The sequence below is a fragment of the Streptomyces sp. NPDC093591 genome (assembly GCF_044764885.1).
Lineage (GTDB): Bacteria > Actinomycetota > Actinomycetes > Streptomycetales > Streptomycetaceae > Streptomyces.
Genome location: NZ_JBIWIY010000026.1, coordinates 91362 through 117143, shown reverse-complemented (window position 1 = coordinate 117143; position 25782 = coordinate 91362). Strand labels below are relative to the sequence as shown.

General features: G+C 72.4%; 19 protein-coding genes and 1 pseudogene. 3 read left to right on the top strand and 17 right to left on the bottom strand.

What is annotated here, in order from left to right; translation table 11 throughout:
* Positions 1 to 181 precede the first annotated feature (181 nt).
* Entirely contained in the window at positions 182 to 2182 is a 2001-nt protein-coding gene (locus tag ACIREI_RS41635) for a flavin monoamine oxidase family protein (RefSeq protein ID WP_403344942.1), read from the top strand.
* Between the two features lie 13 nt (positions 2183 to 2195).
* Here ACIREI_RS41635 and ACIREI_RS41630 read toward each other — a convergent pair whose 3' ends face one another.
* The 4 genes from ACIREI_RS41630 to ACIREI_RS41615 form a co-directional block, all read right to left on the bottom strand.
* Positions 2196 to 4871, bottom strand: a complete 2676-nt coding sequence (locus ACIREI_RS41630) for a SpoIIE family protein phosphatase (protein ID WP_403344940.1) — start codon at positions 4869 to 4871, stop codon at positions 2196 to 2198.
* 9 nt (positions 4872 to 4880) lie between these two features.
* Positions 4881 to 6074: a PP2C family protein-serine/threonine phosphatase gene (locus tag ACIREI_RS41625; RefSeq protein ID WP_403344938.1), complete on the bottom strand. Its 1194-nt coding sequence runs from the start codon at positions 6072 to 6074 to the stop codon at positions 4881 to 4883.
* A 122-nt stretch (positions 6075 to 6196) separates the two neighbouring features.
* Positions 6197 to 6955 (bottom strand): IclR family transcriptional regulator, encoded by a 759-nt coding sequence (locus ACIREI_RS41620; RefSeq protein ID WP_403344936.1) that lies wholly within the window; start codon positions 6953 to 6955, stop codon positions 6197 to 6199.
* A 77-nt stretch (positions 6956 to 7032) separates the two neighbouring features.
* A complete protein-coding gene (locus tag ACIREI_RS41615) occupies positions 7033 to 9099 on the bottom strand; it encodes a SpoIIE family protein phosphatase (RefSeq protein ID WP_403344934.1) in 2067 nt (688 codons plus the stop codon).
* Between the two features lie 328 nt (positions 9100 to 9427).
* Here ACIREI_RS41615 and ACIREI_RS41610 point away from each other — a divergent pair, with 328 nt between their 5' ends.
* On the top strand, positions 9428 to 11917 hold the full coding sequence (locus tag ACIREI_RS41610; protein WP_403344932.1) for a SpoIIE family protein phosphatase: 2490 nt from the start codon (positions 9428 to 9430) through the stop codon (positions 11915 to 11917).
* A gap of 53 nt (positions 11918 to 11970) precedes the next feature.
* Here ACIREI_RS41610 and ACIREI_RS41605 read toward each other — a convergent pair whose 3' ends face one another.
* The 11 genes from ACIREI_RS41605 to ACIREI_RS41555 all read right to left on the bottom strand — a co-directional run bounded on the left by ACIREI_RS41605 (position 11971) and on the right by ACIREI_RS41555 (position 22614).
* Positions 11971 to 13560, bottom strand: coding sequence for an MFS transporter (locus ACIREI_RS41605; protein WP_403344930.1), 1590 nt, complete (start codon positions 13558 to 13560; stop codon positions 11971 to 11973).
* 46 nt (positions 13561 to 13606) lie between these two features.
* On the bottom strand, positions 13607 to 14080 hold the full coding sequence (locus ACIREI_RS41600) for a MarR family winged helix-turn-helix transcriptional regulator (RefSeq protein WP_403344928.1): 474 nt from the start codon (positions 14078 to 14080) through the stop codon (positions 13607 to 13609).
* A gap of 41 nt (positions 14081 to 14121) precedes the next feature.
* The gene (locus ACIREI_RS41595) at positions 14122 to 14760 is read right to left on the bottom strand and encodes a CoA transferase subunit B (protein ID WP_403344926.1); all 639 of its coding nucleotides are present in this window, start codon (positions 14758 to 14760) and stop codon (positions 14122 to 14124) included.
* Positions 14760 to 15542, bottom strand: a complete 783-nt coding sequence (locus ACIREI_RS41590) for a CoA transferase subunit A (protein ID WP_403344924.1) — start codon at positions 15540 to 15542, stop codon at positions 14760 to 14762. The genes ACIREI_RS41595 and ACIREI_RS41590 overlap by 1 nt, the downstream gene beginning before the upstream one ends.
* Positions 15543 to 15566: 24 nt before the next feature.
* Positions 15567 to 16310: an SDR family NAD(P)-dependent oxidoreductase gene (locus ACIREI_RS41585; RefSeq protein WP_403344922.1), complete on the bottom strand. Its 744-nt coding sequence runs from the start codon at positions 16308 to 16310 to the stop codon at positions 15567 to 15569.
* Positions 16307 to 17278, bottom strand: coding sequence for a fumarylacetoacetate hydrolase family protein (locus ACIREI_RS41580; RefSeq protein ID WP_403344920.1), 972 nt, complete (start codon positions 17276 to 17278; stop codon positions 16307 to 16309). The genes ACIREI_RS41585 and ACIREI_RS41580 overlap by 4 nt, the downstream gene beginning before the upstream one ends.
* Before the next feature lie 137 nt (positions 17279 to 17415).
* Positions 17416 to 18363, bottom strand: a complete 948-nt coding sequence (locus ACIREI_RS41575) for a VOC family protein (protein WP_403344918.1) — start codon at positions 18361 to 18363, stop codon at positions 17416 to 17418.
* Positions 18364 to 18376: 13 nt separating this feature from the next.
* Positions 18377 to 19390, bottom strand: a complete 1014-nt coding sequence (locus tag ACIREI_RS41570) for an amidohydrolase family protein (protein ID WP_403344916.1) — start codon at positions 19388 to 19390, stop codon at positions 18377 to 18379.
* Positions 19387 to 20523 carry an FAD-dependent oxidoreductase gene (locus tag ACIREI_RS41565; RefSeq protein ID WP_403344914.1) on the bottom strand — a complete coding sequence of 379 codons (1137 nt, stop codon included), beginning with the start codon at positions 20521 to 20523 and terminating at the stop codon, positions 19387 to 19389. Before ACIREI_RS41565 ends, ACIREI_RS41570 begins: the two co-directional genes overlap by 4 nt.
* 151 nt (positions 20524 to 20674) lie before the next feature.
* Positions 20675 to 21637, bottom strand: coding sequence for a cyclase family protein (locus ACIREI_RS41560; protein WP_403344912.1), 963 nt, complete (start codon positions 21635 to 21637; stop codon positions 20675 to 20677).
* Positions 21634 to 22614 carry a fumarylacetoacetate hydrolase family protein gene (locus ACIREI_RS41555; protein WP_403344911.1) on the bottom strand — a complete coding sequence of 327 codons (981 nt, stop codon included), beginning with the start codon at positions 22612 to 22614 and terminating at the stop codon, positions 21634 to 21636. Before ACIREI_RS41555 ends, ACIREI_RS41560 begins: the two co-directional genes overlap by 4 nt.
* Positions 22615 to 22734: 120 nt before the next feature.
* On the opposite strand from ACIREI_RS41555, the gene ACIREI_RS41550 reads away from it, so the two are divergent.
* Positions 22735 to 23646, top strand: coding sequence for a LysR family transcriptional regulator (locus ACIREI_RS41550; protein WP_403344909.1), 912 nt, complete (start codon positions 22735 to 22737; stop codon positions 23644 to 23646).
* Positions 23647 to 23777: 131 nt separating this feature from the next.
* On the opposite strand, the gene ACIREI_RS41545 is transcribed toward ACIREI_RS41550, so the two are convergent.
* The gene (locus tag ACIREI_RS41545; protein WP_403344908.1) at positions 23778 to 25058 is read right to left on the bottom strand and encodes an MFS transporter; all 1281 of its coding nucleotides are present in this window, start codon (positions 25056 to 25058) and stop codon (positions 23778 to 23780) included.
* 369 nt (positions 25059 to 25427) lie between these two features.
* Positions 25428 to 25782, bottom strand: a pseudogene (locus ACIREI_RS41540) (hypothetical protein); the annotation flags it as partial.

Below are 25782 nucleotides of genomic sequence, written 5' to 3'. Positions count from 1 at the left end.
GTGATGTGGGACAGAAGATAAAAGTGGGACATGCCCCCGTCAACGGTTTCGTCATACGTGCTTTACAAACCCGCGTGCGGACGCACGCCCGGCGCGGGTGCGTGATGATGCGCTTGCCCGTTCAGGTGATGAACCGCCCGATGCGCCACCGGACTCCCAACTGCCCCCGTATCCAGGGCACATGGACAATCACCGCGCTCCTGTCGGCCCCACTTCCTTCTCCCGGCGGCAGTTCACGACCGTATCCGCCACGACGGCCGCCCTGGCCGCGATGACTCCCGCATCGGCGGCCGCACCCGCCGCTCCCCGACAGGCCCCCCGACGACCTCGCTCCACCGCCGACTGGGACACCTGCCTGGCGGTCGCCCGCGCCCTGCTGGTGGTCGACGAGCACGACCGGCCGCTCGTGCCGGCGTACCGGAAGATCCTCGACTCCGGGCTGCCGCGTGCGAAGACGAAGACCGCGAAGAGAGTCCTCGTCGTCGGCGCCGGACCCGCCGGCCTGCTCGCCGCCTGGCTGCTGAAGCGGGCCGGGCACCGCGTCACGCTCATCGAGGCCAACGGCAACCGCGTCGGCGGCCGGATCAAGACCTTCCGCACCGGCGGCCACGAGCAGGCGGCGCAGGCCTTCGCCGACCCGGCCCAGTACGCTGAGGCCGGCGCCATGCGCATCCCCGGCAGCCATCCCCTGGTGATGAGCCTCATCGACCGACTCGGCGTCGAACGCCGCCGGTTCCACCTCGTCGACGTCGACGGCGAGGGCAAACCCGTCAACAACGCCTGGCTGCACGTCAACGGCGTCCGCGTGCGCCGCTCCGAGTACGCGAAGGCGCCCCGCCGGATCAACCGCTCCTTCGGCGTCCCGCGGGAGTACTGGGACACGCCCTCCTCGACCATCCTGCGCCGCGCCCTGGACCCGGTACGCGACGAGTTCAGCACTGTCGGGGCGGACGGCAAGCGCGTCGACAAGCCGATGCCGGAGCGGGTCAAGGGCTGGGCGCGGGTCGTGCAGAAGTACGGCGACTGGTCGATGTACCGGTTCCTCACCGAGGAGGCGGGCTTCGACGAGCGGACCATCGACCTGATCGGCACCCTGGAGAACCTCACCTCACGGCTGCCGCTCTCCTTCATTCACAGCTTCATCAGTCAGTCCCTGATCAGCCCCGACACCGCGTTCTGGGAGCTGGTCGGCGGCACGGCGACCCTGCCGGACGCGCTGCTGAAGGAGGTCGCCGACGTCCTGCGCCTGGACCGCCGAGCCACCCACATCGAGTACTGGGCCCCCGGCCGGCCCGGCGCCGACGACACCTCCCACGTCGGCGCCAAGGGTCCGCACGTCTGGATCGACACGGTCTCCGAGGGCCGCGACGGCAAGGTCGTGCGCGAGCAGTTCACCGGTGACCTCGCGATCGTCACCGTGCCCTTCTCGGGGCTGCGGCAGGTGCAGGTCAGCCCGCTGATGTCGTACAAGAAGCGGCGCGCGGTGGCCGAGCTGCACTACGACAGCGCGACCAAGGTGCTGCTCGAATTCGGCCTGCGCTGGTGGGAGTTCACCGAGGCCGACTGGAAGCGGGAACTGGACGCCGTACGGCCCGGGCTCTACGACGACTACCGCAAGGGCAAGGCCCCCGCCGACGGCAGCCTCCTCGGCGCCCACCCCTCCGTCCCGGACGGCCACATCAGCGACGCGCAGCGCGCCCACTACGCCGCCAACCGCTGGGGCACCCGCGATCAGCCCGAGGCGGCGCACATCATCGGCGGTGGCTCGGTCTCCGACAACTCCAACCGCTTCATGATCAACCCCTCCCACCCGGTCGAGGGCAGCAAGGGCGGCGTCGTCCTCGCCTCCTACAGCTGGGCCGACGACGCCTCCCGCTGGGACTCCCTCGACGAGGACGCCCGCTACCCGCACGCGCTACGGGGGCTGCAGCAGGTCTACGGCCAGCGCGTCGAGGTCTTCTACACCGGCGCCGGACGGACGCAGAGCTGGCTGCGCGACCCGTACGCGTACGGCGAGGCGTCCGTGCTCCTCCCCGGTCAGCACACGGAGCTGCTGGAAGCCATCCGCACCCCCGAAGGCCCGCTGTACTTCGCCGGGGACCACACCTCGGTCAAGCCGTCGTGGATCGAGGGGGCCCTCGAATCGGGGGTGAGGGCGGCGCTGGAGGCGCACGGCGACTGAGACGCCGTACCGCTCAGTCGCTCTGCGCCAGGGCCTGTTCCGTCCAGATGACCTTGCCGTGAGGCGTGTAGCGGGTCCCCCACCGCTCGGCGAACTGCGCCACGAGGAACAGGCCCCGCCCGCCCTCGTCCGTCGTGGCCGCGCTGCGCAGATGCGGGGCGGTGCTGCTGGCGTCGGAGACCTCGCAGATCAGGGCGCGGTCGCGGATCAGGCGGACGTGGATGGGGCCGGTGGCGTGGCGCAGGGCGTTCGTGACCAGTTCACTGAGGATCAGCTCGGTCGTGAACGCCTCCTCCGCCAGCCCCCACTCGTCCAGCGTCCTGGTGGCCGCCGCCCGGACCCGGGCCACGGCCGAGGGGTCGGCCGGGACGTCCCAGGCCGCCGTGCGGTCGGCGGGGAGCATCCGGGTCCGGGCGACGACGAGGGCGACGTCGTCGCGCGGACGCTCGGGCAGCAGGGTCTCCAGTACCGCCTTGCACGTCTCCTCCGGCGTGCGGCCGTGCGTCGGAGGAGACGCGGCGAGCGCCCCGCGCAGCAGCTCAAGGCCCTCGTCGATGTCCCGCCCCTGCTGCTCCACCAGCCCGTCCGTGTACAGCACGAGACCGCTGCCCTCGGGCAGCCGCAGCTCGGTCGCCTCGAAGGGCAGGCTGCCGCCCAGGCCCAGCGGGGGGCCGCCGGGGACGGCGGGGAACTCGACGCGGCCGTCGGGGTGGACGAGGGCCGGTTCGAGGTGGCCGGCGCGGGCGAGGGTGCACAGCCCGGAGGACGGGTCGTACACGGCGTACAGGCAGGTGGCCCCGGTGACCGGCGCGGCCTCGCCGTCGCCCTCGTCCTGGTCGATACGGACCACCAGCTCGTCGAGATGGCCGAGGAGTTCGTCGGGCGGCAGGTCCAGGGTGGAGAAGTTGTGGACCGCGGTGCGCAGCCGTCCCATCGTGGCCGCCGCGTGCAGCCCGTGCCCCACGACGTCCCCGACGACCAGCGCCACCCGCGCGCCCGGCAGCGGGATGACGTCGAACCAGTCCCCGCCGACCCCGCCCTGCGCCGCGTGCGCGGGCAGATAGCGGTAGGCGACGTCGAGGCCGCTCTGCGCGGGCAGGGCCCGGGGCAGCAGGCTGCGCTGGAGCGTGACCGACAGGGTGTGCTCGCGGGTGTAGCGGCGGGCGTTGTCGATGCTGACGGCGGCGCGGGCCACCAGCTCCTCGGCCAGCGAGACGTCGTCCCGCTCGAACGGCTCGGGCCGGTCGGCGCGCCAGAAGGTGGCCATGCCCATGATCACGCCGCGGGCGCGCAGCGGGACCGTGAGCATCGTGTGGATCCCGAAGTCGACGAGCCTGCGGGCGTTCTCGGGGTCCTGCTCCTGCCAGCCGGAGAAGGCGGGCATGTCCGCCTCCAGCACGGTCTGGCCCGTGCCGAAGCCGAAGGCCTGCGGGGTGCTCGGGGCGAAGTGGATCAGCTTGCCGATCGGGTACAGCGGGGCGCCGTCCCGCACGCCCCGGAACGCGACCCGGCGCATGTCGGTGCGGCCCAGCTTCGGCTCCCCGCCGCGCAGCACCGGATCCGCCAGGTCGATGCTCACGAAGTCGGCGAACCGCGGCACCGCGAAGTCGGCCAGCTCCTGCGAGGTGCGCGTGACATCGAGGGTGGTGCCGATCTCCAGCCCCGCGTCGTACAGCAGCTTCAGCCGCTCCTGCGCCACGTCCGCCCTGCCGGTCATCGTCCGCAGCTCGGTGGTGTCCCGCAGCGTGGCCACGCTGCCCGGCGGCCCGCCGGCCCGGTCGGTCGAACGCTGGCTGACGGCCAGCAGCCGGCCCCGCGCCAGGTGCACCTCGTCGGTGGCGTCCCGCCCGGACGCGAACAGCCCGGCCAGGTCGCGCCCGAGACCGAGGTCGCGGCAGGGCCGCCCCTCCGCGTCCGCGGCCAGCCCGAGCAGCCGCCGCGCCTCGTCGTTCGCCAGCGCCAGCCGCCGCCGGCCGTCCAGGATCAGCACACCTTCCCGTACGGCGTGCAGGACGGCGTCGTGATGCTCGTACATCCGCGTCATCTCGCTCGGCCCCAGCCCGTGCGTCTGGCGCAGCAGCCGCCGGCTGACCAGCGCGGTTCCGCCGGTGGCGAGGGCGAACGCGGCCGCCGCCGAGACGAGCAGCACCGGCAGCTGGTGGTCCACGATCCCGCCGACGCTGGCCAGCGTCACCCCGGCGGCCACCAGACCGACGACCTTGCCGTCGTCGTCGGTCACCGGGACCACGGCCCGTACGGACGGGCCCAGGGTTCCGGTGTATGTCTCCCGTACGACCCCGCCCGCCGCGGCCGGGGCGATGGTGCCGACGAAGTGCTCGCCGATCCGGTCGGGGTTCGGGTGCGTGTAGCGGATGCCGTCCCTGGTCATCACGACGACGAAGTCCACGTCCGTCGCCACGCGCGCCGCCTCGGCACGCGGCTGGAGCAGCGCCGTCGGGTCCGGGGCGGCCAGGGCCTCGACGACGCCCGGCGCGTTCGCGAAGGCCTCGGCCACGGCGAGGGACCGGTTGCGGGCCTCCCGCTCGCTGTCGTTGCGGACCTGCAGCACCAGGGCGGTCACCGCGGCGGCGACGAGGAGCAGCACGATCGCCGCCTGCAGCACGAAGACCTGCCGGGCGACGGTGCGCGCGCTCAACAGGGAGCGCAGACGGCCGAGGAATCCGGCCATGCCTCTTTTCTAGCACGGGGGCGCTCCGCCGGCAGAGCCCTGAGGGGGTGCCGCGACAGGCCGTCGGTTGCCTGCGGGCTTGTTGTGGCTGGTCGCGTAGTTCCTCGCGCCCCTTTGGGGCGCTACGGTGCCGGCCGGTTTGCGGAGCAGGAGGAGGGCCGCGTCGTCGTGGAGGCGGCCGCCCACGTGGGACAGCAGTTCGTCGTGGAGGGCGGTGACCGTGTCGGCCGGGTCCTCGGCCGTGTGCCGCGCCAGGCCATCGGCGAGCGGGTAGAACTCACGGGCGTGGTTGCGGGCCTCGGTGACGCCGTCGGTGTAGAGCAGCAGTTGGTCCCCGTCGGCGAAGGGCAGCACCTGCAGTGCGGGGGTCTCGCCGGAGAGGGTGCGCAGCCCGAGGGGCGGTGCCGGCAGGTCCGGCTCGATCGGTACGACGACGCGGTCGCGGACCAGCAGCGGCGGCGCGTGACCGCAGTTGACCACCTCCAACTGCCCGGGCCGCGGGTACCCGGCGACCACGGCGGTGACGAAGTCGTCGCTTCCCAGGTTGCGGGCCAGGCTCCGCTCGATCCGCGCGACGACGGCGAGGAGATCGGGCTCGTCGTAGGCGGCCTCGCGGAAGACACCGAGCACCAGAGCGGCCGTCCCCACGGCCGGCAGCCCCTTGCCGCGCACATCGCCGACGATCAGCCTGACCCCGTGGGGCGTGGACACCAGCGCGTACAGGTCACCGCCGATCCGGGCCTCCGCCGCGGCGGCGCTGTAGCGGACGGCCACCTGGAACGGTCCCACCCGCGCCGGTACGGGCTGCAGCAGCGCGTGCTGGGCGGCCTCGGCGACGGAGCGGACGGCGGCCAGCACCCGCTCGCGCCGCCCGCGCAGCGCACTGGCCAGGCCGCTCGCCAGGGTGACGGCCATCAGGGCGGCCAGCACGACCGCCAGCTCGCGGCCCTGCCCGCCGTCACGGATCCCGAGGGTCGCGCCCAGGGCGGCGGCGAGCAGCCCCACCCAGAGGACTCCGCGCGGCCCGTTCGTGGTCGCCGCGAGCGCGGGGCCCACTGCGAGCAGCGGCACCCAGGTCATCCCCGACCCGCAGATGAACTCGACGAGGACGATGGCGAAGACGATCACGATGGGCAGTACGGGCGTAGCGGCGACCAATCGCCTCGGCCAGTGGTCACGACCGTGGTGTGGGGCCTGGCTCATGTCTTGTCGGCTGTCCTCACCTGTGTGCGCGGGCCTGCCCCCGGGTGCGGAGGCATACGCCCATGAAATGTCCCTTTCGTCTAGGAAATAGGTTCGACGCGGGCGGGACAAGGACAGCATTTTCAGATAGTGAGCGAGAGCCCTCTCGTCACCCGGCTCGCGGCCGGGAGCAGCCGCTGCGTGATCTCCTCCAGACGGGAGCGCCGGTCGGCCCGCAGCGAGACGCCGAGCGAGCCGAGGGTGTTCCCGCTGTACACGGGCACCGCGACGCAGACCGTGCCGAGGGCGTACTCCTCCAGGTCCGTCACGGCCGGGGCCATGGGCGAGGAGTCGAGCCGCCGCAGCAGTTCCGGGGTGTCCGTGATCGTCCGGGGGGTGAGGTCGGCGAGCGTGTGCCGGGACAGGTAGTCCTTGCGTGACTCGTCGTCCAGCTCGCGCAGTACGGACTTGCCCAGCGCCGTGGCGTGCCCGGCGTCCTCGAACCCCACCCACAGATCGACGCGAGGAGTGCGCGGACCGTCGACGATCTCGGCGACCCGGATCTCCCCGTCCTCGTAGAAGGTGAGGTAGGCGGCGGTCGACAACTCGTCCCGCAGCGCGGCGAGCGTGGGGCGGATCCGGCTGAGCAGCGCCTGCGCCCGGCCCGTCGTGTGCAGCGTCTGGAGCCGCTCGCCCAGGATGAACCCGCCGTCGTCGAGCTTGCGCACGTATCCGTCGTGGACCAGGGTCCGCAGCAGGTGGTACGCGGTGGCCAGGGGCAGGCCCGTCTCGCGTGCCAGCTGCTTCGCCGGCGCGCCGTTCTCGTGCGCGCTGACCGCCTCCAGCAGGCGGAAGGCGCGCTGGACGGAGTTGATCAGCGTCGGGCCGTCACGAGCACCCATACGAACAGCGTGCGCCGGGCGCACCGGGCGGGCAAGGCGGGCGTGACCGCAGGGACGGGGCGCCGGGGTGCCGGGGCCTACAGTACCCGCGCGACCAGCAGGGCCACGTCGTCGTGGTCGTCGGGATGGCGCAGGCCGTACAGCAAGAGATCGCAGGTCTCCTCGAGGGGCCGGTGAGGTTCGTCGAGGAAGCCGAGCAGGACGTCCAGGCGCTCGTCGATGGGGTGGAGCCGGGTCTCGACGAGGCCGTCGGTGTACAGGACCAGCAGATCGCCGGGGCCGAGGTCGACCGTGGTGGTGCCGAAGGGGATGCCGCCGACGCCGAGCGGGGCGCCCGGGGGCAGGTCGAGCAGTTCGGGGGTGTGGCCGGGGCGGGTCAGCGCGGGCGGCATGTGCCCGGCGTTGGCGATGTGGCACTGCCTCGTGCCGGGGTCGTACACCGCGTACAGGCAGGTCACGATGTAGTGCTCCAGATCGCAGGTGATCTTGTCCAGGTGCTGGAGCACGGCGCCGGGATCGAGGTCGAGGTCCGCGTAGGCGACGGTGGCGGTGCGCAGCCGGCCCATGGTGGCGGCGGCGTCGATGCCGTTGCCCATGACGTCGCCGACGACCAGGGCGGTCCTGTCCCCGGTCAGCGGCAGGACGTCGTACCAGTCCCCGCCGACCTCGCTGGTGGCCTGGGCGGGCTGGTAGCGGGAGGCCAGCTCCAGACCGGGGTGGTGCGGCGGGTGGTCGGGCAGCAGGCTGCGCTGGAGGGTGAGGGCGGTGTTGCGCACGCTCTGGAACCAGCGGGCGTTGTCGATGGCCACGGCGGCACGGCTGGCCAGCTCACCGGCGAGGACGACGTCGTCCTCGTCGAACGGCACCGGATTGCGGGTGCGTTTGAGGTCGAGGGCGCCCAGCACCTCGCCGTGGGCGATCAACGGCACGGCGAGATAGGAGTGCACACCGGCGCGGGCCAGCAGGGAGGTGGCCTCCTCGTCCCGGGCGATGCGCCGCAGATCGTGCTCGCCGACATGGCGCACCAGCACTGGGCGAGCGGTGTGGACGCACAGGGTGACGAGGCGGTCGCCGTCGTAGGCGGCGAGGTCACCGGGCGGGTCGGCGGCACGCAGGGCCACGCTGGGGTAGGCCGCCTTCAGCGCGAGGGCGCGGAACAGCTCGGGGCCGTTGTCCGGTTTGCGCATCCGGCGGCAGGCCAGGGCGGAGTCCAGGACGTCCACGGCGACCACGTCGGCCAGCTCGGGGGCGGCGATGTCGGCCAGCTCGCGGGCGGTCTGCTCGACCTCCAGCGTGGTGCCGACCCGGGTGGAGGCGTCGGCGACCAGTGCCAGGCGCCGCCGGGCCCGGTCGGCCTCGGCGGCCGCGCGGTGCCGCTCGGTGACGTCGACGAACGAGATGGCCGCGCCCAGCACCCGCCCGCCGGAGTCGTCCAGCCGGTAGAAGGACAGGGACCAGGCGTGCTCGTGGTCGGGGTCGGCCGGCGGCCGGCCCACGTGGTACTGGTCGAGCAGCGGGGTGCCCGTGGTGAGCACCTGACGCAGGGCGGACTCGATGGTGTCGATGTCGGGCAGCGGCAGGGTCTCCCGCAGCCGCCGGCCGATGTGGTCCTCGGCCGGTGTGGCGTCGATGCGCTCCAGTGCCGGGTTGACCAGCAGATAGCGCAGGCCGGGGTCGAGGAGGGCGATGCCGATCGGCGACTGGTTGATCAGCCGCTCGCACAGCGCCAGGTCGGTCTCGACGCGCTGGAGCAGCGAGTGGTCGGCCGCTATGCCCAGCGCGTACACGTCCCCGAGGTCGTCCAGCAGCCGCATGTTGCGGAACTCGGTGAGGACGGTGCTGCCGTCCTTGTGCCGCACGGGGAAGGCGCCGGCCCAGCTCCGGCCGGTCTCCAGCACCTCGGCGAACAGCTTCGCGACGGCCGGCAGGTGCTCGGGGTGGATGAACAGCCGCGCCGCGTGCGTGCCGAGAGCCTCCTCGGAGGTGTAGCCGAAGAGATCCTCGGCCTGCGGGGTCCAGAACACGATGCGCCCCTCGGCGTCGACCACCACGGCGGCCACGCTCAGGACGTCCAGCAGGCCGGTCGGCCGGGGTGGCTCGGGGCCGTACCCGCCACCGTCGGACTCGAAGGATTCGCCTCTCATCCCAGCTCCTCGGCCACCGGCCGGCAGAGACTGCCGGCCTCCGTCCCCGCCGGGTACCACGGCTGAGACGACCGGCACCTCCATGCTCCCTCCACCCCGCGAGCCTTGCCCAGTCCGGGCGCGCCGGCCGGCTCCGGGGCCGGTCGGGCGGATCGGGCGAGGCCGGTTCGAGCGCGAGGGAGCGCGCCTCAGGCCCCGCAACCCCGGGCACGATCCGCCGGACAGGCCCCATGGGCCGGGCCCGGTGCCGTCGGCCCGTGCGCATCCGGCGGACAAGCAGGAACATGGTCGTGTGAGGACGGGACCCATGGACGCGGCGTGAGGACCCATGGATGCTCCGCGTGAAGAGCCCGACGCGCGCACGCCCACGGGAGCGCGCGCCCTCCTCGACGCGTCCTCCGACGCGGCGGCGGTGGTGTCCGGACGCGGTGTGGTGCTCGGCTGGACCCGGGCCGCCGAGGAACTCCTCGGCCACCCGGCGGCGAAGATCGTCGGCGGCCCCGCCGCACGGCTGCTGGCGATGCCCGGCGATCCGGCGCGGGTGGCCGGTGTCGTGGAGCGCTGCCGGGCCGGCATGGGATGGAGCGGACTCATCCGGGTACGGCACCGTGACGGCCGCCGGATCGACGTGGACCTGCGGGTCTCCGCGTCCTTCCGGATCGGCGCGGACGAGTGCTTCCTGCTCTCGGCGCGGGAGCGGCGGCAGCAGTGGGAGGTGGGCCAGTCCGTCCTCGACGGATTCCTGACCCGCTCGCCGGTCGGCATGGCCGTGATGGACACGCAGCTGCGCTACGTCTGGCTGAACGACACCCTGGAACGCTTCGGCGGTGTGCCCCGTGAGCAACGGCTCGGCCGCCGGCTGAGCGACCTGCTGCCCGGGCTGCAGGCGGAGACCATCGAGGGCCTGATGCGCAAGGTCCTCGACACCGGCGTCCCGGTCACTGACTACGAGTACGTGGGCTGGAGTTGGGCCGATCCGCACCGCCGGCGCGCCTACTCGACGTCCTTCTTCCCCCTCGTGGACGCCGACGACTCGGTCACCGGGGTCTGCTACATGGTCTCGGACGTCACCGAGCGGTGGGCCGCCCGCCAGCTGCTGGCGCTGGTGAACGAGGCCGGCACGTGCATCGGTACGACGTTGGACGTGCTGCGGACGGCTCAGGAACTCGCCGACTTCGCCGTTCCCCGGTTCGCGGACTTCGTCGTCGTCGACCTGCTGGAGCCCGTGTTCAGCTCCGAGGGGCACGGAGCCTGGCTGACCGACGCGGGACCGGCACCCGCCAAGCCGGTGATGCGGCGGGCCGGGATGCAGTCGGTGCGCGAGGGCTGCCCCGAGGCGGTGGCGCAGATCGGGGACCGGGTCGACTTCGTGCCCCCGCCGCACGACGCGCGTCTGCTCGTCGACGGCGATCCGATCCTCATCCCGGTCCTCGACCCGTCCGACGAGTTGTGGACCACCGAACAGCCCGAGCGGGCGGCCGGCATGCGCGAGTTCGGTCTGCACTCCCTCATCTCCGTGCCGATGCGGGCGCGGAACACCGCCCTCGGTCTCACCACGTTCATACGGTCGCTCAATCCCGTCTCCTTCCAGCCCGACGATGTCCTGGTCGCCCGGGAGCTGGTGGCCCGGGCGGCGCTGTGCGTCGACAACGCCCGCCGCTACACCCGGGAACACACGGCGGCGGTCACCCTGCAACGCAGTCTGCTGCCACAGGTCCTGACGGGCGGCACGGCGCTGGAGGTGGCCTCCTCCTATCTCCCGGCGGACCCGTCGGGCGGAGTCGGCGGCGACTGGTTCGACGTGATCCCGCTGTCCGGCGCCCGGGTGGGCCTCGTCGTCGGCGACGTCGTCGGCCACGGCATCACCGCGGCCGCGACCATGGGCCGGCTGCGCACCGCCGTACAGACCCTCGCCGACATGGAGATGCCGCCCGACGAACTGCTGGCCCACCTCGACGACCTCGTGCTGCGCCTGAGCGAGGAGCACCCCGACGGGGGTACCGCCGAGACGGCCGGTGCGGCCGAGGCGGCCCAGCGGAGTACGACCGCCTTCCTCGGCGCGACCTGTCTGTACGCCGTCTACGACCCGGTCAACCGACGCTGCACGATGGCCCGCGCCGGGCATCCGCCCCCGGTCGTCGTCGCCCCCGACGGTCAGGTCACCTTCCCCGAACCCCCTGCCGGGCCGCCGCTCGGGCTGGGCGGCATCGCGTTCGAGTCCTGCGAGATCGAGCTCGCCGAGAACAGCCTCCTCGGCCTCTACACCGACGGCCTCGTCCAGGCGGCCGACCGCGACATGGAGCGGGGCATGTCCCGGCTCGGCGACCTGCTGTCCCGGCGCGACCTCGACCTCGGCACCCTGTGCTCGTCCGCGGTGCGCGGGATCGTGCCAGGGCCGCAACCCGACGACATCGCCCTGCTCCTGGCACGCACCCACGCCCTGGGTGCCGAGCACGTCGTCTCCTGGGACGTGCCCGTGGACCCGGCCGCCGTCGCCGACATCCGGGCCCGGGCGACCCGGCAGGTGGAGGCGTGGGGCTTCGAGGAACTGGCCATGACGACGGAGCTGATCGTGAGCGAGCTGGTCACCAACGCGATCCGCTACGCCGAACCGCCCATTCGCCTACGGCTGCTCCGTGACTCGCGCCTGACCTGCGAGGTCTTCGACGCGAGCCATACCGCTCCGCGATTGCGGCACGCTCGGAGCATGGATGAGGGTGGGCGTGGGCTGTTCCTGGTGGCCCAGGTTTCCCATCGGTGGGGCGCCCGCTACACGGCCGACGGGAAGATCATCTGGGCGGAGCAGGAGATCGCCTGAGCTCGGGGGTTGGGCAGCCCGGCGCCCCTTCAGGTCGGCTGTGCCCAGGTGCGTCAGTGACGGGCCGCCCCGGTGCGTCGTACGCCTGCCGCCGCCACCAGTGCGCCGGTCACGCACAGCACGCCGGCCACCAGGACCGAGGTGTGGACGCCGTTCATGAAAGCCTCGTGGCTGCCCTCGATCACGGCTGCCTCGAGCTGCGCGGGCATCTCACCGGAGACCGGGGCGACGCCCATCGCCACCGCGTCCTTCGCCTCGCTCAGGCCCTGTGCCGTCTGGGCGGGCACCCCGGCGGAGGTCAGTTCGCCGGTCAGGGTGGAGCCGACCCGGCCGCTGATGAGGGACACCAGCACGGAGGTGCCGAGCGCGCCGCCGATCTGCAGCGCGGTCGCCTGCAGGCCGCCCGCCACACCGCCGTCCTGCACCGGCGCGTTGCCGACGATCGCGTCGGACGAGGACGACATCACCATGCCGACACCCAGGCCGAGCGCGATGAACGGCGGCCACATGGTGGCGTACGACGAGTCCGCGCTCCAACTGAGCATCGTGAAGCAGGCGACGGCCTGGAGTGCCATGCCCAGCGGCATGGTGAGGCGCGGCCCGAACCGGTCCGTGAGCGCCGCGCCCAGCGGAGAGGCCACGACCGAGGCGAGGCTCAGCGGCAGGGTGCGCACACCGGCCTCGACGGGGCTGAAGCCGCGCACGTTCTGCAGATACAGCATGACGAAGAAGATCACGCCGAGCAGCACGAAGAAGTTCAGCGCGGTGATGACCGTGCCGATGGTCAGCGCCGGGTTGCGGAACAGCCGCATGGGCAGCAGGGGCGCGGCGATCCGCGTCTCGTGGAGGCCGAAGAGCAGCAGGATCAGCACGCCCGCCGCCATCGCGCCCAGCGTGCCGCCCGACGTCCAGCCCCACGTCTCGCCCTTGACGACGCCGAACACGACGGCGAGCAGACCCAGCGCCAGCAGGACGACGCCGACGAGGTCGAACTTCTCGTTCGCGGCGCCGGTGTTCCTGCTCTGCGGCAGGACGGCCGCGCTGAAGACGAGCGCCAGGACACCGATGGGGGCGTTGATGTAGAAGACGGACTCCCAGTTGACGTGCTGCACCAGCAGGCCGCCGACGATGGGGCCGAGGGCGGTGGACACCGAGGAGACCATGGCCCAGATGCCGACCGCCATGCCGAACTTCCGCGGCGGGAACACGGCACGCAGCATGCCGAGCGTGTTGGGCATCAGCAGGGCACCGAAGAAGCCCTGGAGCGCGCGGAAGACGATCACGCCCGTGATGGAGCCGGACAGCCCGATGGCGATGGACGCGGCGGTGAAGCCCGCGACGCCGACCAGGTAGAAGGTACGGCGCCCGAACCGGTCGCCGAGCTTGCCGCCGAGGATCAGGGCGGCGGCGAGGGCCAGCAGATAGGAGTTGGTCACCCACTGGAGGTCGGCCGTGGAGGCGTTCAGGTCCCGGCCGATCTCGGGGTTGGCGATCGAGACGACCGAGCCGTCGAGACCGACCATGAACAGGCCGAAGGCGACGGCGATCAGCGTCAGCCAGGGGTTGGCCCGCGGGCCGCGCGGCCGGTCGGCGGGTGGGGAAGAGGCGGGCAGGGAAGGGGAGTTGGTGGTCGCGGAGGACATGACGGTGCCTGTCTTGTCGGAACGTCTCGGATGCCGGGCGGGCGGCTCAGCGAGCGGGGCGGTGAAGCTGCTCGGTGAGCGATCCGAGCGCGCCCAACGCGGAGCCGAGGGCGTCAAGTTCGCCCTCGGTCAGGGCACGCAGCGCCTGCGCGAGATGGGCGCCCATCAGTTCCGAGACCTCGGCGTGGCGCTGCCGGGCGACCGGGGTGAGGTGCAGATGCGCGATCCGCTTGTCGGCGGAGTCCTGCCGGCGTTCCAGCATCCCCTGCTCGGTCATCTGAGTGACCAGCGCGCTGACGTTGTTCGGCTTCATCCGCAGCGCCTCGGCCGCGTCCCGCACGGTGACCCCGTCATGGGCGTCCACGTACCGCAGCAGCGCGAGCTGGGCCTCGGGGGGCTTGGGGTGCGGGAACTCCTGGCCGGCCTGCCGGTCGAGGGCCCGGTGCAGCGCGGGCAGGCATGCCACGAGCGCGGCCGCCACGTGGTCGATGTCCTGGGCGGACGCGCTGTGCTCGGGCATGTCCTCAATATAGGTATGCGGAGATACCTATGTCAAAGGAGCTAATTCTGGTTCAGCAGGAGCGGAGCCCCCGTACGTGCCGCGATCTCGTCCACCGTGACCCCGGGAGCCGTCTCGGCCAGCGCCAGACCGTCGGGCGTGACGTCGAGGACACCGAGGTCGGTGATGACGCGGTGCACGCAGCGCTCGCCGGTGAGGGGCAGGGCGCACTCCTCGACCAGCTTGGGTGAGCCGTCCTTGGCGGTGTGCTCCATCAGCACGATGACGCGACGGGCGCCGTGCACCAGGTCCATCGCCCCGCCCATGCCCTTGACCATCTTCCCGGGGATCATCCAGTTGGCCAGGTCACCGCGTGCCGACACCTGCATGGCGCCGAGCACGGCGGTGTCGATGTGCCCGCCGCGGATCATGCCGAAGGACAGCGCCGAGTCGAAGAAGGAGGCCCCCGGCAGGACGGTGACGGTCTCCTTGCCGGCGTTGATGAGGTCCGGGTCGACCTGGTCGGCGGTGGGGTAGGGGCCGGTGCCGAGGATGCCGTTCTCGGAGTGCAGGACGACGTGCACGCCGGGCGGGAGGTGGTCCGGGATGAGGGTGGGCAGGCCGATGCCGAGGTTGACGTAGGAGCCGTCGGTGAGTTCGGCGGCGGCGCGGGCGGCCATCTGGTCGCGGGTCCAGGCCATCAGGGACGTACCGTTCCTCGTGTCGGAGACGCGGCAATGCGCAGGCTCTCGATGTGCTTGTCGGCTGCTTCTTCGCGCGTCAGCCGCACCACGCGCTGGACGAAGATCCCCGGCAGATGGACCTCGTCGGGGCCGAGTTCGCCCGGCTCCACCAGCTCCTCCACCTCGGCGACGGTGACGCGTCCGGCCATCGCCGCGAGCGGGTTGAAGTTGGCGGCGGCCCGGCGGAAGACCAGGTTGCCGTGCCGGTCGCCGCGCCAGGCGCGGACGAGTGCGAAGTCGGCGGTGATGGCGTGCTCCAGGACGTGCGGGCGGCCGTCGAAGGCGCGGATCTCCTTGGCCGGGGACGCCACCGCCACCGAACCGTCGGGCGCGTACCGCCACGGCAGGCCCCCGTGCGCGACCTGCGTGCCGACCCCGGCCGGCGTGAAGAACGCGGGGATGCCCGCGCCGCCCGCGCGCAGCCGCTCGGCCAGCGTGCCCTGCGGCACGAGTTCCACCTCCAGTTCCCCGGACAGGTACTGGCGGGCGAACTCCTTGTTCTCGCCCACGTAGGAGCCGGTGACCCGGGCGATCCGGCCGGCCGCGAGCAGCACGCCCAGACCCCGCCCGTCCACGCCGCAGTTGTTCGACACGACCTTCAGGCCGCTCGCGCCCTGTGCGTGCAAGGCCTCGACGAGGACCGCCGGGATGCCGCTGAGTCCGAAGCCGCCGACGGCCAGCGACGCGCCGTCGGGGATGTCGGCGACCGCGTCGGCGGCGCTCTCACAGACCTTGTTCACACAGGGACCTTTCTGAGGTGAGGCTCATGAACGCAGCGCGTCCGAGAGGGACTTGACGCCGCCGTGTGCGGTGAGCCCTCCGTCCACGGGGATCTCGGCGCCGGTGATGAAGGACGCCTCGTCGGAGAGCAGGAACACCACGAGCGGGGTGATCTCGTCCACGGTGCCGGTGCGGCCGAGCGGTGTCTCGCGGATGTTCGCCTCGCGGAAGGCGGGGGCCGCGGAGGCGGTCATCTCGGTCTCGATGTAACCGGGGTGGATGGTGTTGACGCGGATACCGCGCGGGCCGAGCTCGGTCGCCGCCGCCTTCGACAGGCCCCGCAGGGCCCACTTGCTGGCCGTGTAGGCGACCGGGTAGTGGCCGGTGAGCGCGGCCGTCGAGCCGACGTTGACGATGGACGAGCCCGGCCGCATCAGCGGGGCGAGGTGCTGGATCCCGAGCAGCGGGCCGGTGACGTTGACGGCGTGGACACGGTCGAAGTCCTCCGGGGTGACATCGCCGAGGCGGGCGCGCCAGGTGATGCCCGCGTTGTTGACCAGCCCGTGGACACAGCCGTACGACTCCCTTAGTCCGGCGGCGAGTTCGGCCCACTCCTGGTCGCTGGTGACGTCGAGACGGCGGCAGCCGGGGGTATCCGTCACGTCGGTGGCGATCACCCGGGCGCCCTCGCGGGTCAGTGCCTCGGCCTCGGCGGCGCCCTGGCCGCGGGCGGCTCCCGTCACCACGACGACCTTGCCCAGGAGCCTCTTGGCGTGCAGGTCGCTCACGGCCGCTCCCGGGGCCGACGCCGAGCGGTCGGCACCGGCACCGGATCGGGGCCGCCCACCACGGTGTTGGACACGGAACCGATGCCCTCCACAGTGAGCGTCACCGTGTCACCGGGCTTCAGCGGCGGCGGATCCTGCCGGCCGCGCACGCCCCACAGCTCGGCCAGACAGCCGCCGTTGCCGCAGGTGCCGGAGCCGAGCACGTCCCCGGGACGCACCCACGTCCCGCGCGAGGCGTAGGCGACCATCTCCTCGAAGGTCCAGCTCATGTTGGACAGCAGGTCCTTGCCGACCGCCTCGCCGTTCACCGCGGCGGTGAGCGCCAGACGCAGGAAACCGCCGGCGTCCCGGTACGGCTCCAGCTCGTCGGCGGTGACGAGGTACGGCCCGAGGGTGGTGGCGGTGTCCTTGCCCTTGCAGGGGCCCAGGCCCACCTTCATCTCCGCCGACTGCAGGTCACGGGCGGACCAGTCGTTGAAGACCGTGTAGCCGACGATGTGGTCGCGGGCCTGCTCGGGGGTGAGGTCGCGGCCCTCGCGGCCGATCACGCAGGCCACCTCGAGCTCGAAGTCGAGCACGGCCGACCCCGGCGGCACGGGGATGTCGTCGTGCGGGCCGTACACCGCGTAGGGGTTGGTGAAGTAGAACGTCGGGGCCGAGTACCACCGCTCCGGCACTCCGGCGGCCCCGTCCACCGAGCGTCGTACGCCCTCCACGTGCTCCTCGAAGGTGACGAAGTCCCGCACGGTGGGCGGTTGGAGCGGCGGCAGCAGCCGTACGTCGGAGACATGCGGACCGGCCGGCACGTCGAGCGCCGTGGCGCCCGCTTCGAGCAGGGCGGGCAGACCACCGCCCTCGGCCAGCAGGCCGGTCAGGGAGCGGACCGCGGGCAGCGGGCGGAGCGTGCCGTCCTCGTCGACGACGGCCACCTGGGTTCGGTCGCGGTACTCGTACGTGGCGAAGCGCATGGGAGGGGTCCGGTCCTGTCGGCGGATGGGCGGGTACGGCGGGGCCGGGAGCGCGGCGGGCAGTCAGGGCAGTGACAGGGAGTCGCCGCGCCCCCGGGGCTGTGGGGATCGGTCGCGCCGGAACGGGCGCGGAGGGATCAGACCGGCGGGGCGACGAAGACGCCGCGGTCGACGTCGTTGAACGACTCCTTGGCGATCAGTTCGTTCATCGGGTTCGCCGTGCCCCACTGGTCGGTGACCTCGGGCTGGGAGAAGTCGTAGACGTGGGGGTGCCAGGTGTCCTCGTCCAGTTCCTCCAGCTCGGTGGTGTACTCCACGGTGTTGCCGTGCGGGTCGAGGAAGTACGTGAAGGTGTTGTCGCCCGCCATGTGCCGGCCCGGACCCCAGACCTTCTTGAAGCCGGCCCGCATCACCCGGCCGGAGCCGCGCATGTACTCGTCGAGGCCGCGCATCTCGAAGGAGACGTGGTGCAGGGAGGTGTGCGGGCCCTTCGCCAGGGCCATGGAATGGTGCTGGTTGCTGATCCGCATGAAGTGCATGACCTCGCCCATGTGCGGCGAGCTCAGGGTGTCCGAGAGACGGAAGCCGAGGTGGGTCTCGTACCACTCGCGGGTCTTGTCGAGGTCCGGCGAGTTGAGCACGACGTGCGACAGCTTGACCGGGATCGACTCCTTCTCCTCGATCTTGCGGTGCTGCCGCACCTCGACGTCGGCCGAGACCTCGATGGTGCGCCCGTCCACGTCGAAGAAACGGAAGCCGTAACCGCCTCCGGGGGTGTCGACCTTGCCCGGCTGGGAGACCAACTGCACGCCGCCCGCGAGCAGTTGCTCGGCGAGGGTGTCGACGTCGGCCGGGCTGCCCGCCCCGTAGGAGACGAGGTCGAGGCGCTTCTCGTCGGCCTTGCGCAGCCGTACGACGTACTGCTCGGGGCTGCCCTCGGCGGCCAGGAAGGAGATGCCGGAGTCCTCGGCGACCTTGGTCAGGCCCCAGACGCCGGCGTAGAAGTCGAGTTGTTTGTCGTAGTCGGGTACGGCGAGGTCTACGTGGCGCAGGTGGGTGAGCAGGCGGTTGCTCAGGGGGGCCATGGGGGGATCCTCCTCAGGTGAGGTCGAGCAGAGCGGCGGCGTTGCCGCCCCGCACCGCGTGGAAGTCGTGGTCGGGCAGGCCGGCCGCGCGCAGGGCGTCCAGTGGGTCGTCGGTGCCCATGTCGAAGGGGAAGTCGGAGCCGAGCAGGACACGGTCGGCGCCGACGGCGCGGATCAACTCCCGCAGGACGTGCGGGTCGTGGACGAGGGAGTCGAAGTACAGCCGCTTGAGATAGCTGCTCGGCTGCCGGGAGCAGGCCCGGGCGTCGGGGCGCACCCGCCAGGCGTGGTCGGAGCGGCCGAGGTGGGTGGGGAGGTAGCCGCCCCCGTGCGCGGCCAGCAGCTTCAGGTCGGGATGGCGGTCCAGGACGCCGGAGAAGATCAGGTGGGAGAGGGCGACGGCGTTCTCGGTGGGCTGGCCGACCGTGTTGGACAGGTACCACTGGTCCAGGCGCTCGTCGAGTGTGCAGCCGAACGGGTGCAGGAAGACGACGGCGCCGGTCTCCTCCGCGCGTGCCCACAAGGGCGCGAGCCGCGGGTCGGACAGCTCCACTTCCCGTGCGCCGCCCGGTCCCGGGGCGTGCGAGGAGATCTCCACGCCCCTCAGTCCCTGGTCCAGCGCGTGGTCGAGCAGCGTGACGGCGAGGTCGGGGTGCTGGAGCGGGACCATGCCGAGCCCGTGCAGCCGGTCGGGGGCCTTGGCGCAGTGCGCGGCGGTGCCCTCGTTGGCCGACCGGCAGATCCGGTCGGCCAGTCGGCCGTCGGCCCAGTAGTGGTAGTGACCCGGCGAGGGGCTCACCAGCTGCACGTCCACGCCGGCCTCGTCCATCGCCGCCAGGCGCACGTCGACGTCCGTCAGCTTCGGTACCCGGGCGCCCACCATGGGCCCGTTCACCGCGAGGGCGGCCGGCCCGTTGCGCCGGGCGTCGAGGGCGCGGGCCTTGGCGAGGGCGGGGTGACCGGCGACGGCCTCCTCGACCTCGGGCAGCAGGACGTGCGCGTGCACGTCGACGGTGGGTGCCGTCACGGCGTCTCCTTGAGGAGGTTCATGGTGCGGCCCATCAGCCCGGGGACATCGGCGTCGCGCACGCAGTCCAGCTGCCACTGGCCGAGCTGCACGGACGCCTCGACGACGGCCCGGACGCGGGGGATGCGGCGCTCGTAGTAGGCCTGGAACAGCTCGTCGTCCCAGTCCCGTCCGCTCGTGAGCAGCTCGGCGAGCACGAGCGCGTCCTCCAGGGACATGGCCGCGCCCTGGGCGAGCGTGGGCGGGCAGCAGTGGGCGGCGTCGCCCACGAGGACGACCCGGCCGCGGTGCCAGGCGCCCTCGACCAGCATCCGGGTGAACCAGGTGTAGTTGACCTGCTTCGGGTCGGTGATGTGCCGGGTGATCTCCGGCCAGGCCCCGCCGTACGACTGCGCCAGGCGGCGCATCTCGTCGGCATGGTCGGCCGTGTCGACGGAAGCGCGGTCACGGCACCCTTCGACGAGGAACGCGTAGAGGGTGTCCTCGCCGGTGGGGGTGTAGCCCGCGATGTAGGCGGGCCCGCCGTAGGCGAGGTCGGAGCGCGTCACGCTCTTTGGCCGCGGAGCGGCGATGCGCCAGATGCCCATGCCGGTCGGTTCCGGCCTGTCGGTGATGCCGATCGCGGCGCGGGTGGCGGAGTTGAGGCCGTCGGCGGCGACGACCAGGTCGTAGCGGCCCTCAGTGCCGTCGCTGAAGCGGACGCGGACGCCGTCGGCGTCCTGTTCCAGGGACTCGGCGGTGGTCCCCAGGCGCACCGTGGCGCCGGAGGCGCGGACCGCGTCGATGAGGATCCGCTGGAGCTGGGGGCGCTGCATGCCCAAAGTGGCGGGCAGATCCTCGCCGCCGGTCCTGATGTCCTCGGCGATGTGCAGCACCGTGCCGTCGGGGGCGGTGATACCGAGCGTGCCGAAGGAGTATCCGCAGGCCTCCGCCTGTTCCCACAGGCCCAGTTCGCGCAGCACCCGCAGCGCGTTGCCCTGGAGGGTGATGCCGGAGCCGGTGGTGGCGTTCCAGTCGGGCCTGGCCTCGATCAGGTCGACGGTGATGCCGGAGCGGCGCAGCAGGATGGTGACGGCGTTGCCGGCGGCGCCCCCGCCGATGACGAGGACGGATCTGGTGGGGCGGTCAGCCATGTCGGGGATACCTCCCGATATCGGGCCGCGCGGCTTCGGGCGGCGGGGGTGCGGCTCGCCCGCTGGAGTGCGGGCCAGGGGTGGGGACGGGGGTGCGGGCCGGATGCGCCGCTGCTGTCCGGGGAGACCGGCGCGTCCGGCGGCCCAGTGGCTACTTGACGGCTACGGGGTTGACGGGGGAGCCGACGGCTCCGGTGATGGGCAGCGGCGCGGCGGTCAGCCAGAACTCGTACACGCCGTCCGCCGCGCAGTCCTCGGCGAGCGCCTCCAGGTCCCACATCTCGCCGATCAGCAGCCCCATGTTGGGGATGACGACCTGGTGCAGCGGCTGGAAGGCGTTCTCGAATTCGTTGGGCCGCACCTCGAAACCCCAGGTGTCGGTGGCGATCGCGGCGATCTCGGTGCGGTGCAGCCAGCCGGCCGTGGTGAACGACAGCCCCGGCGCGGGCCCACCCGCGTACTCGCCCCACCCGTCACGGCGCACCCGGGCCAGCTGCCCGGTCCGTACGACGACGATGTCACCGCGTCCGACGGTCACACCGTGGGCTTCGGCGGTCGCGGCGAGGTGCTCCTCGCTGATCGCGAACCCGTCGGGCAGCTCGCCGCCCTCCCCGGCCGCCCGGCCCACGTCCAGCAGCACGCCACGCCCGGCGACGTACGGCGCCATGTGCTCGATGCCGGTGACGAGGTCGCCGTCGGAGGTGACCACCTTCTCGGCCGGCCGCCCGTTCCAGGCGTTGCCGTGGTCGAAGATGTGCCCGAGCCCGTCCCACTGCGTGGAGCACTGCAGCGGCATCGCGATCACGTCGTCGGCGCCGCCGATGCCGTGCGGGAAGCCCTGGTTGCCGAGGGCCGCGTCGGTGCCGGTGTCGAGCATCGTGTGCACGGGGTTGGTGCGCCGGCGCCAGCCCTTCTGCGGCCCGTTCATGTCGAACCGCTGCGACAGCGAGAAGCTCACGCCCCGCCGTACGAGGGCGGCGCCCTCCCGGCGCTTGGCCTCGTCGAGGAAGTTGAGGGTGCCGAGCACGTCGTCCTCGCCCCAGCGGCCCCAGTTGGAGTACGCCTTGGCGGCCTCGGCGATCGCGCCCTCGGGGTCGTGCCGGTCCAGGCTCATGACGTCTCCTCCACGCACCGCGTGCGCTGCACGCCCAGGCCGGTGATCGAGCCCTCCATGACGTCGCCGTCGCGCAGCAGCCGTCCCCAGTGGATGCCGTTGCCGGCCGGGCTGCCCGTCAACACCAGGTCGCCGGGCAGGAGTCGGGCGGTCTGCGAGATGTACGACACCAGCCGCGCGATGCCGAAGAGCATGTCCTTGGTGGACTCGTCCTGCATGGTGTCGCCGTTGAGCCTCAGGGTGACCCGCAGATCACCGGGATCGGCGATCGACTCGGCCGGCACCAGCCACGGCCCGAGCGGAGTGAAGCCCGGCGCGTTCTTGCAGCGCAGCCAGTCGGTGCCGATGGCCTTCATGTCCCGGCGGAAGACGGTGGCGCGATCGGTCAGGTCGTTGGCGATCGTGTACCCGGCGACGTACTCCATGGCCTCCTCGACGCGGACCCGGTGGGCGGGCTTGGCGATGACGGCCGCCAACTCCAGCTCCCAGTCCGGCTGTTCGGCCCATGAAGGGAGCACGACGTCGTCGTAGGGCCCCGCGACGGTGGTGGGCAGCCCGATGAACACGTACGGCAGGTCCTCGGCGGCCCGCCGGTCCATGACCGCGGCGATCTCGGCCCGCGCCTCCTCGACCGTGCGCGGGTCGTCGGGGGAGCGGTGAGCGACCTCCAGGTCGATCACGTGCTGCCGGTAGTTGGCGCCGGACTGGAAGATCTGCCGGGGCTCGACGGGGGCGTGCACCCGCAGCCCCTCCAGCGCCTGCCACTCCCGCGCATCGTCGTCCGCCAGGGCGCGCAGCAGGGGGAGCGTCTCCTCCCACCGTTCCAGTACGGCACGCACATCGGCGGGTGCCGAGTCCAGGGCGCCGCTCAGGTCGAGCACCCGGCCCTGGGCCAGGAGACCGGGGAACGGCACCCCGTCCGGGGTGGAGAACGTGCCGAGCGCGAACGGGCCGGCAGGTAGCGCGAGCGTTGCCATCAGATTTCCTCCTGCTGGGTTGCGGTCTACTCTGACCTCGATCGACGAATCACGGAAATCAATCTTTTGGATACGCCGAATCCACGACATGGATGGCTTTCGCTTGCTAGGTGGTGCCCGGTGAACCTCTCCCGACTCGACCTCAACCTGGTCGTCGCCCTGCGCGCGCTACTGGAGGAGCGCAACGTCACCAGAGCCGGCGAGCGCATCGGACTGAGCCAGCCGGCGATGAGCGCGGCGCTGTCGCGGCTGCGCCGCCATTTCGACGACGAATTGCTCGCCCGGACCGGGAACTCCTACGAACTGACGCCGCTCGGCGTCGCGTTGCGGGACCGCAGCGCCACCGCGTGCGACCTGCTGGAGCGCGTCTTCGCCAGCCAGGCCGAGTTCGACCCGACCGCCGAGGCCCGCGAGTTCACGCTGCTCGCCTCGGACTACGGCGCGGCCGTGTTCGGCGCCGCGCTCGCCCGCGCCGTGCACCACGAGGCGCCCGGCATCCGGCTCACCTTCCAACACCCGGCGCCCTCCGTCCAGGAGAACACCGGGGCCCTGCTGAGCACCGTCGACGGACTGCTGATGCCGCACGGCGTCATCGACGGCTTCCCCGCCGTCGACCTCTACCAGGACCGCTGGCTGTGCATGATCGCCGATGACCACCCCGAGGTGGGCGACGCACTCACCCTCGATCACCTGGCCCGCCTGCCCTGGGCCGTCTACCAGCGGCCCTACGACGCCCCGGCCGCCCGTCAGCTGAGCATGCTCGGCATCAGCCCTCATGTGGAGGTCTCCGTCCAGACCTTCCAGCTGCTGCCTCACATGATCGAGGGCACCCGCCGGGTCGCGATGATCCAGGAGCGGCTGGCCCGCCGGGCGGTGCGTTCGGCGGGGGTGCGGGTGCTGCCCTGTCCCTTCGAGGCCGTGCCGGTGCAGGTGGCACTGTGGTGGCATCCGCTGCACGCGCAGGACGCGGCGCATATCTGGCTGCGGCAGAAGGCGGCGGAGGTGGGGGCGTCGTTGGCGGAGGGTGGCTGAAGTGACCTGTTGCGGGAGTGCCGCGACCAGCCGTCCTCAGGCCGCGGCTGCGGCTGCGGCGTGGCTGGTCGCGCCCACGGGGCGGAGCCGCAGATCGACGCCGCCCGCGCCCCCAGGGCGTTGCCGGGCCGTCAGACCAGTTGTTCCGGCAAGGGCCGGGGATCAACGGCCCCCGCCCTACGCCTCGCGGCCGCCCACAACACCACCGCCACCAGCGCAGCGGCCACCCCCAGCACCCCCACCGCCCCCGCGAGGCTCCCCACCGCCGACTCCCCGGCGAGCAGCACCAGCGGGCAGACGAACTCGCCGCCGAAGAAGGCCGCCATCCACAGTCCCGTGCCGCGGCCGCGGTCCTCGAAGGACAGCCGGGACATGGCACTGGTGAGGAGGGCCGGCAGCAGCATCCCCGTACCCAGGCAGTTGATCACCGCTCCGACGACCAGCAGCGGCGCGTCATCCGCCAGGAACATCACCCCGAAACCGGCGGCGCAGACCGCGAAGACGGCGGGCAGCATGGGGTCGGGGGCCCGCTTCAGCCGGGCGAACGCGATCGCACCGCCCACGGTCGCGGCACTCGCGATCGCGGTGGCCAGGCCGATCACGCCGGAGCTCTCCACGCCGAGGTCGTCGAGCAGGTACGCCATCTCCACCGGGACGGTGTAGAACACCATCGCGCCGAAGAAGGTGAGGGCGCAGATGCCCGCCAACCGCCGCCAGGGGAAGGACCGGTGGGCCCCGGGGCCCGAGGCCTCGGCCGGGGCCGCGTCAGTGGTCGTGCGGACGGCCGGGCTGGGCAGGGCGGACGCCATCAGTGGGGCGAGGAGCAGACTCACGGCGTAGATCCAGAAAGGCACCTTCCAGCCCGCCGCGCCCACGGCACCGCCGAGCACGAAGAAGACGGTGGCCGAGGCCGAGGCGCACATGGTCTGCAGGGCGAGATACTTCACCCGCCGGTGGCCGGAGTAGTAGTCGCCGATCAGGGTGGTGCAGCAGGTCATGATCGCGGCCTCGGCGACGCCGACCAGGGCGCGGCTCGCGATGATGGCGCCCAGCGAGTCCAGCCAGAGCGGTGCCGTGCCGAACACGGCGTACAGCACGGTCGTGACGATCAGCAGGCGCTTGCGGCCCAGCCGGTCCACGATCACCCCGGCGAACGGCGCCAGCAGCGCCAGCGACAGCGCCGGAACGGTCAGCGCGAGCGGCACGAGCGCCTTGGCGCCCGGGGTCGAGGCGAAGTGGTCCTGCATCTTCGGCAGCACGGGGGCGATCAGTACCGCCCCCAGGATCGGCAGACAGCTGCCCGCCATCAGCAGGGTCACCCGCAACAGATGCGCGGGGCCGGAGACGGACACGGGCGACGCGGCGGCGTCCTCGACGTCGGCCGTGGTGGGAGGCGGGGCGGAACCGGGCATGGCGACTCCAGGCAGGGGTGGAGGACAGGGGAGCGGGCATGCCAGTCACGGGCGCCTACGGTGCACGGCATGCTGGGGAGGGCCGCACGTGGCGGCTGGTCCGGACAGCGGCGTGCGGGTAGGACGACTATGAGCGGTCGGGGTCCCCGCCGCCATCCTCCGGGCGATCCGAATCCCGTATCCGCCCCATCCACGCGGTGGATGGAGCTGCTCGCCCATCCCAGGCTGCTCACGCCTCAGCCGGAGCCACCTGGCCTGCCGCGAGCCCTCCACCGGGCGTTCCACGGCTGACACGCAGACGTGCCGGGCCCGGATACTCCCGGGCCCGGCATCGTGACTGCCCCTGAGCTCAGCTTCTCCCTGTCCTTGTCACCTCTGCTGCTCGTTCGAGTGCTCGGAGTGCTCGGAGTGCTTCGAGTGCTCGGGCTTCGAGTGCTCGGGCTTCGAGTGCTTGGGGTGGTCGGGCTTCTTGGGGTGGGAGGGGTAGTGAGGCTTGGCCGGGAGCTTGGGCTTGTCGGGGTAGGCGGGCTTGGCCGGGAGCTTGGGCTTGGCCGGGATTGCGGGCTTGGCGGGGAGTGCGGGCTTGGCCGGGAGGGCCGGCTTGGCGGGGAGTGCGGGCTTGGCCGGGAGCTTGGGCTTGGCGGGGAGGGCGGGCTTGGCCGGGAGGGCCGGCTTGGCGGGGAGTGCGGGCTTGGCCGGGAGCTTGGGCTTGGCCGGAAGTGCG

Excerpts from the sequence above, each read along its gene's own strand:
- ACIREI_RS41635 (WP_403344942.1), top strand. The coding sequence starts at position 182 with ATGGACAATCACCGCGCTCCTGTCGGCCCCACTTCCTTCTCCCGGCGG.
- ACIREI_RS41625 (WP_403344938.1), bottom strand. The coding sequence starts at position 6,074 with ATGAGCCAGGCCCCACACCACGGTCGTGACCACTGGCCGAGGCGATTG.
- ACIREI_RS41595 (WP_403344926.1), bottom strand. The coding sequence starts at position 14,760 with ATGGCCTGGACCCGCGACCAGATGGCCGCCCGCGCCGCCGCCGAACTC.
- ACIREI_RS41615 (WP_403344934.1), bottom strand. The coding sequence starts at position 9,099 with ATGAGAGGCGAATCCTTCGAGTCCGACGGTGGCGGGTACGGCCCCGAG.
- ACIREI_RS41605 (WP_403344930.1), bottom strand. The coding sequence starts at position 13,560 with ATGTCCTCCGCGACCACCAACTCCCCTTCCCTGCCCGCCTCTTCCCCA.
- ACIREI_RS41565 (WP_403344914.1), bottom strand. The coding sequence starts at position 20,523 with ATGGCTGACCGCCCCACCAGATCCGTCCTCGTCATCGGCGGGGGCGCC.
- ACIREI_RS41545 (WP_403344908.1), bottom strand. The coding sequence starts at position 25,058 with ATGCCCGGTTCCGCCCCGCCTCCCACCACGGCCGACGTCGAGGACGCC.
- ACIREI_RS41600 (WP_403344928.1), bottom strand. The coding sequence starts at position 14,080 with ATGCCCGAGCACAGCGCGTCCGCCCAGGACATCGACCACGTGGCGGCC.
- ACIREI_RS41560 (WP_403344912.1), bottom strand. The coding sequence starts at position 21,637 with ATGAGCCTGGACCGGCACGACCCCGAGGGCGCGATCGCCGAGGCCGCC.
- ACIREI_RS41555 (WP_403344911.1), bottom strand. The coding sequence starts at position 22,614 with ATGGCAACGCTCGCGCTACCTGCCGGCCCGTTCGCGCTCGGCACGTTC.
- ACIREI_RS41580 (WP_403344920.1), bottom strand. The coding sequence starts at position 17,278 with ATGCGCTTCGCCACGTACGAGTACCGCGACCGAACCCAGGTGGCCGTC.
- ACIREI_RS41630 (WP_403344940.1), bottom strand. The coding sequence starts at position 4,871 with ATGGCCGGATTCCTCGGCCGTCTGCGCTCCCTGTTGAGCGCGCGCACC.
- ACIREI_RS41620 (WP_403344936.1), bottom strand. The coding sequence starts at position 6,955 with ATGGGTGCTCGTGACGGCCCGACGCTGATCAACTCCGTCCAGCGCGCC.
- ACIREI_RS41575 (WP_403344918.1), bottom strand. The coding sequence starts at position 18,363 with ATGGCCCCCCTGAGCAACCGCCTGCTCACCCACCTGCGCCACGTAGAC.
- ACIREI_RS41610 (WP_403344932.1), top strand. The coding sequence starts at position 9,428 with ATGGATGCTCCGCGTGAAGAGCCCGACGCGCGCACGCCCACGGGAGCG.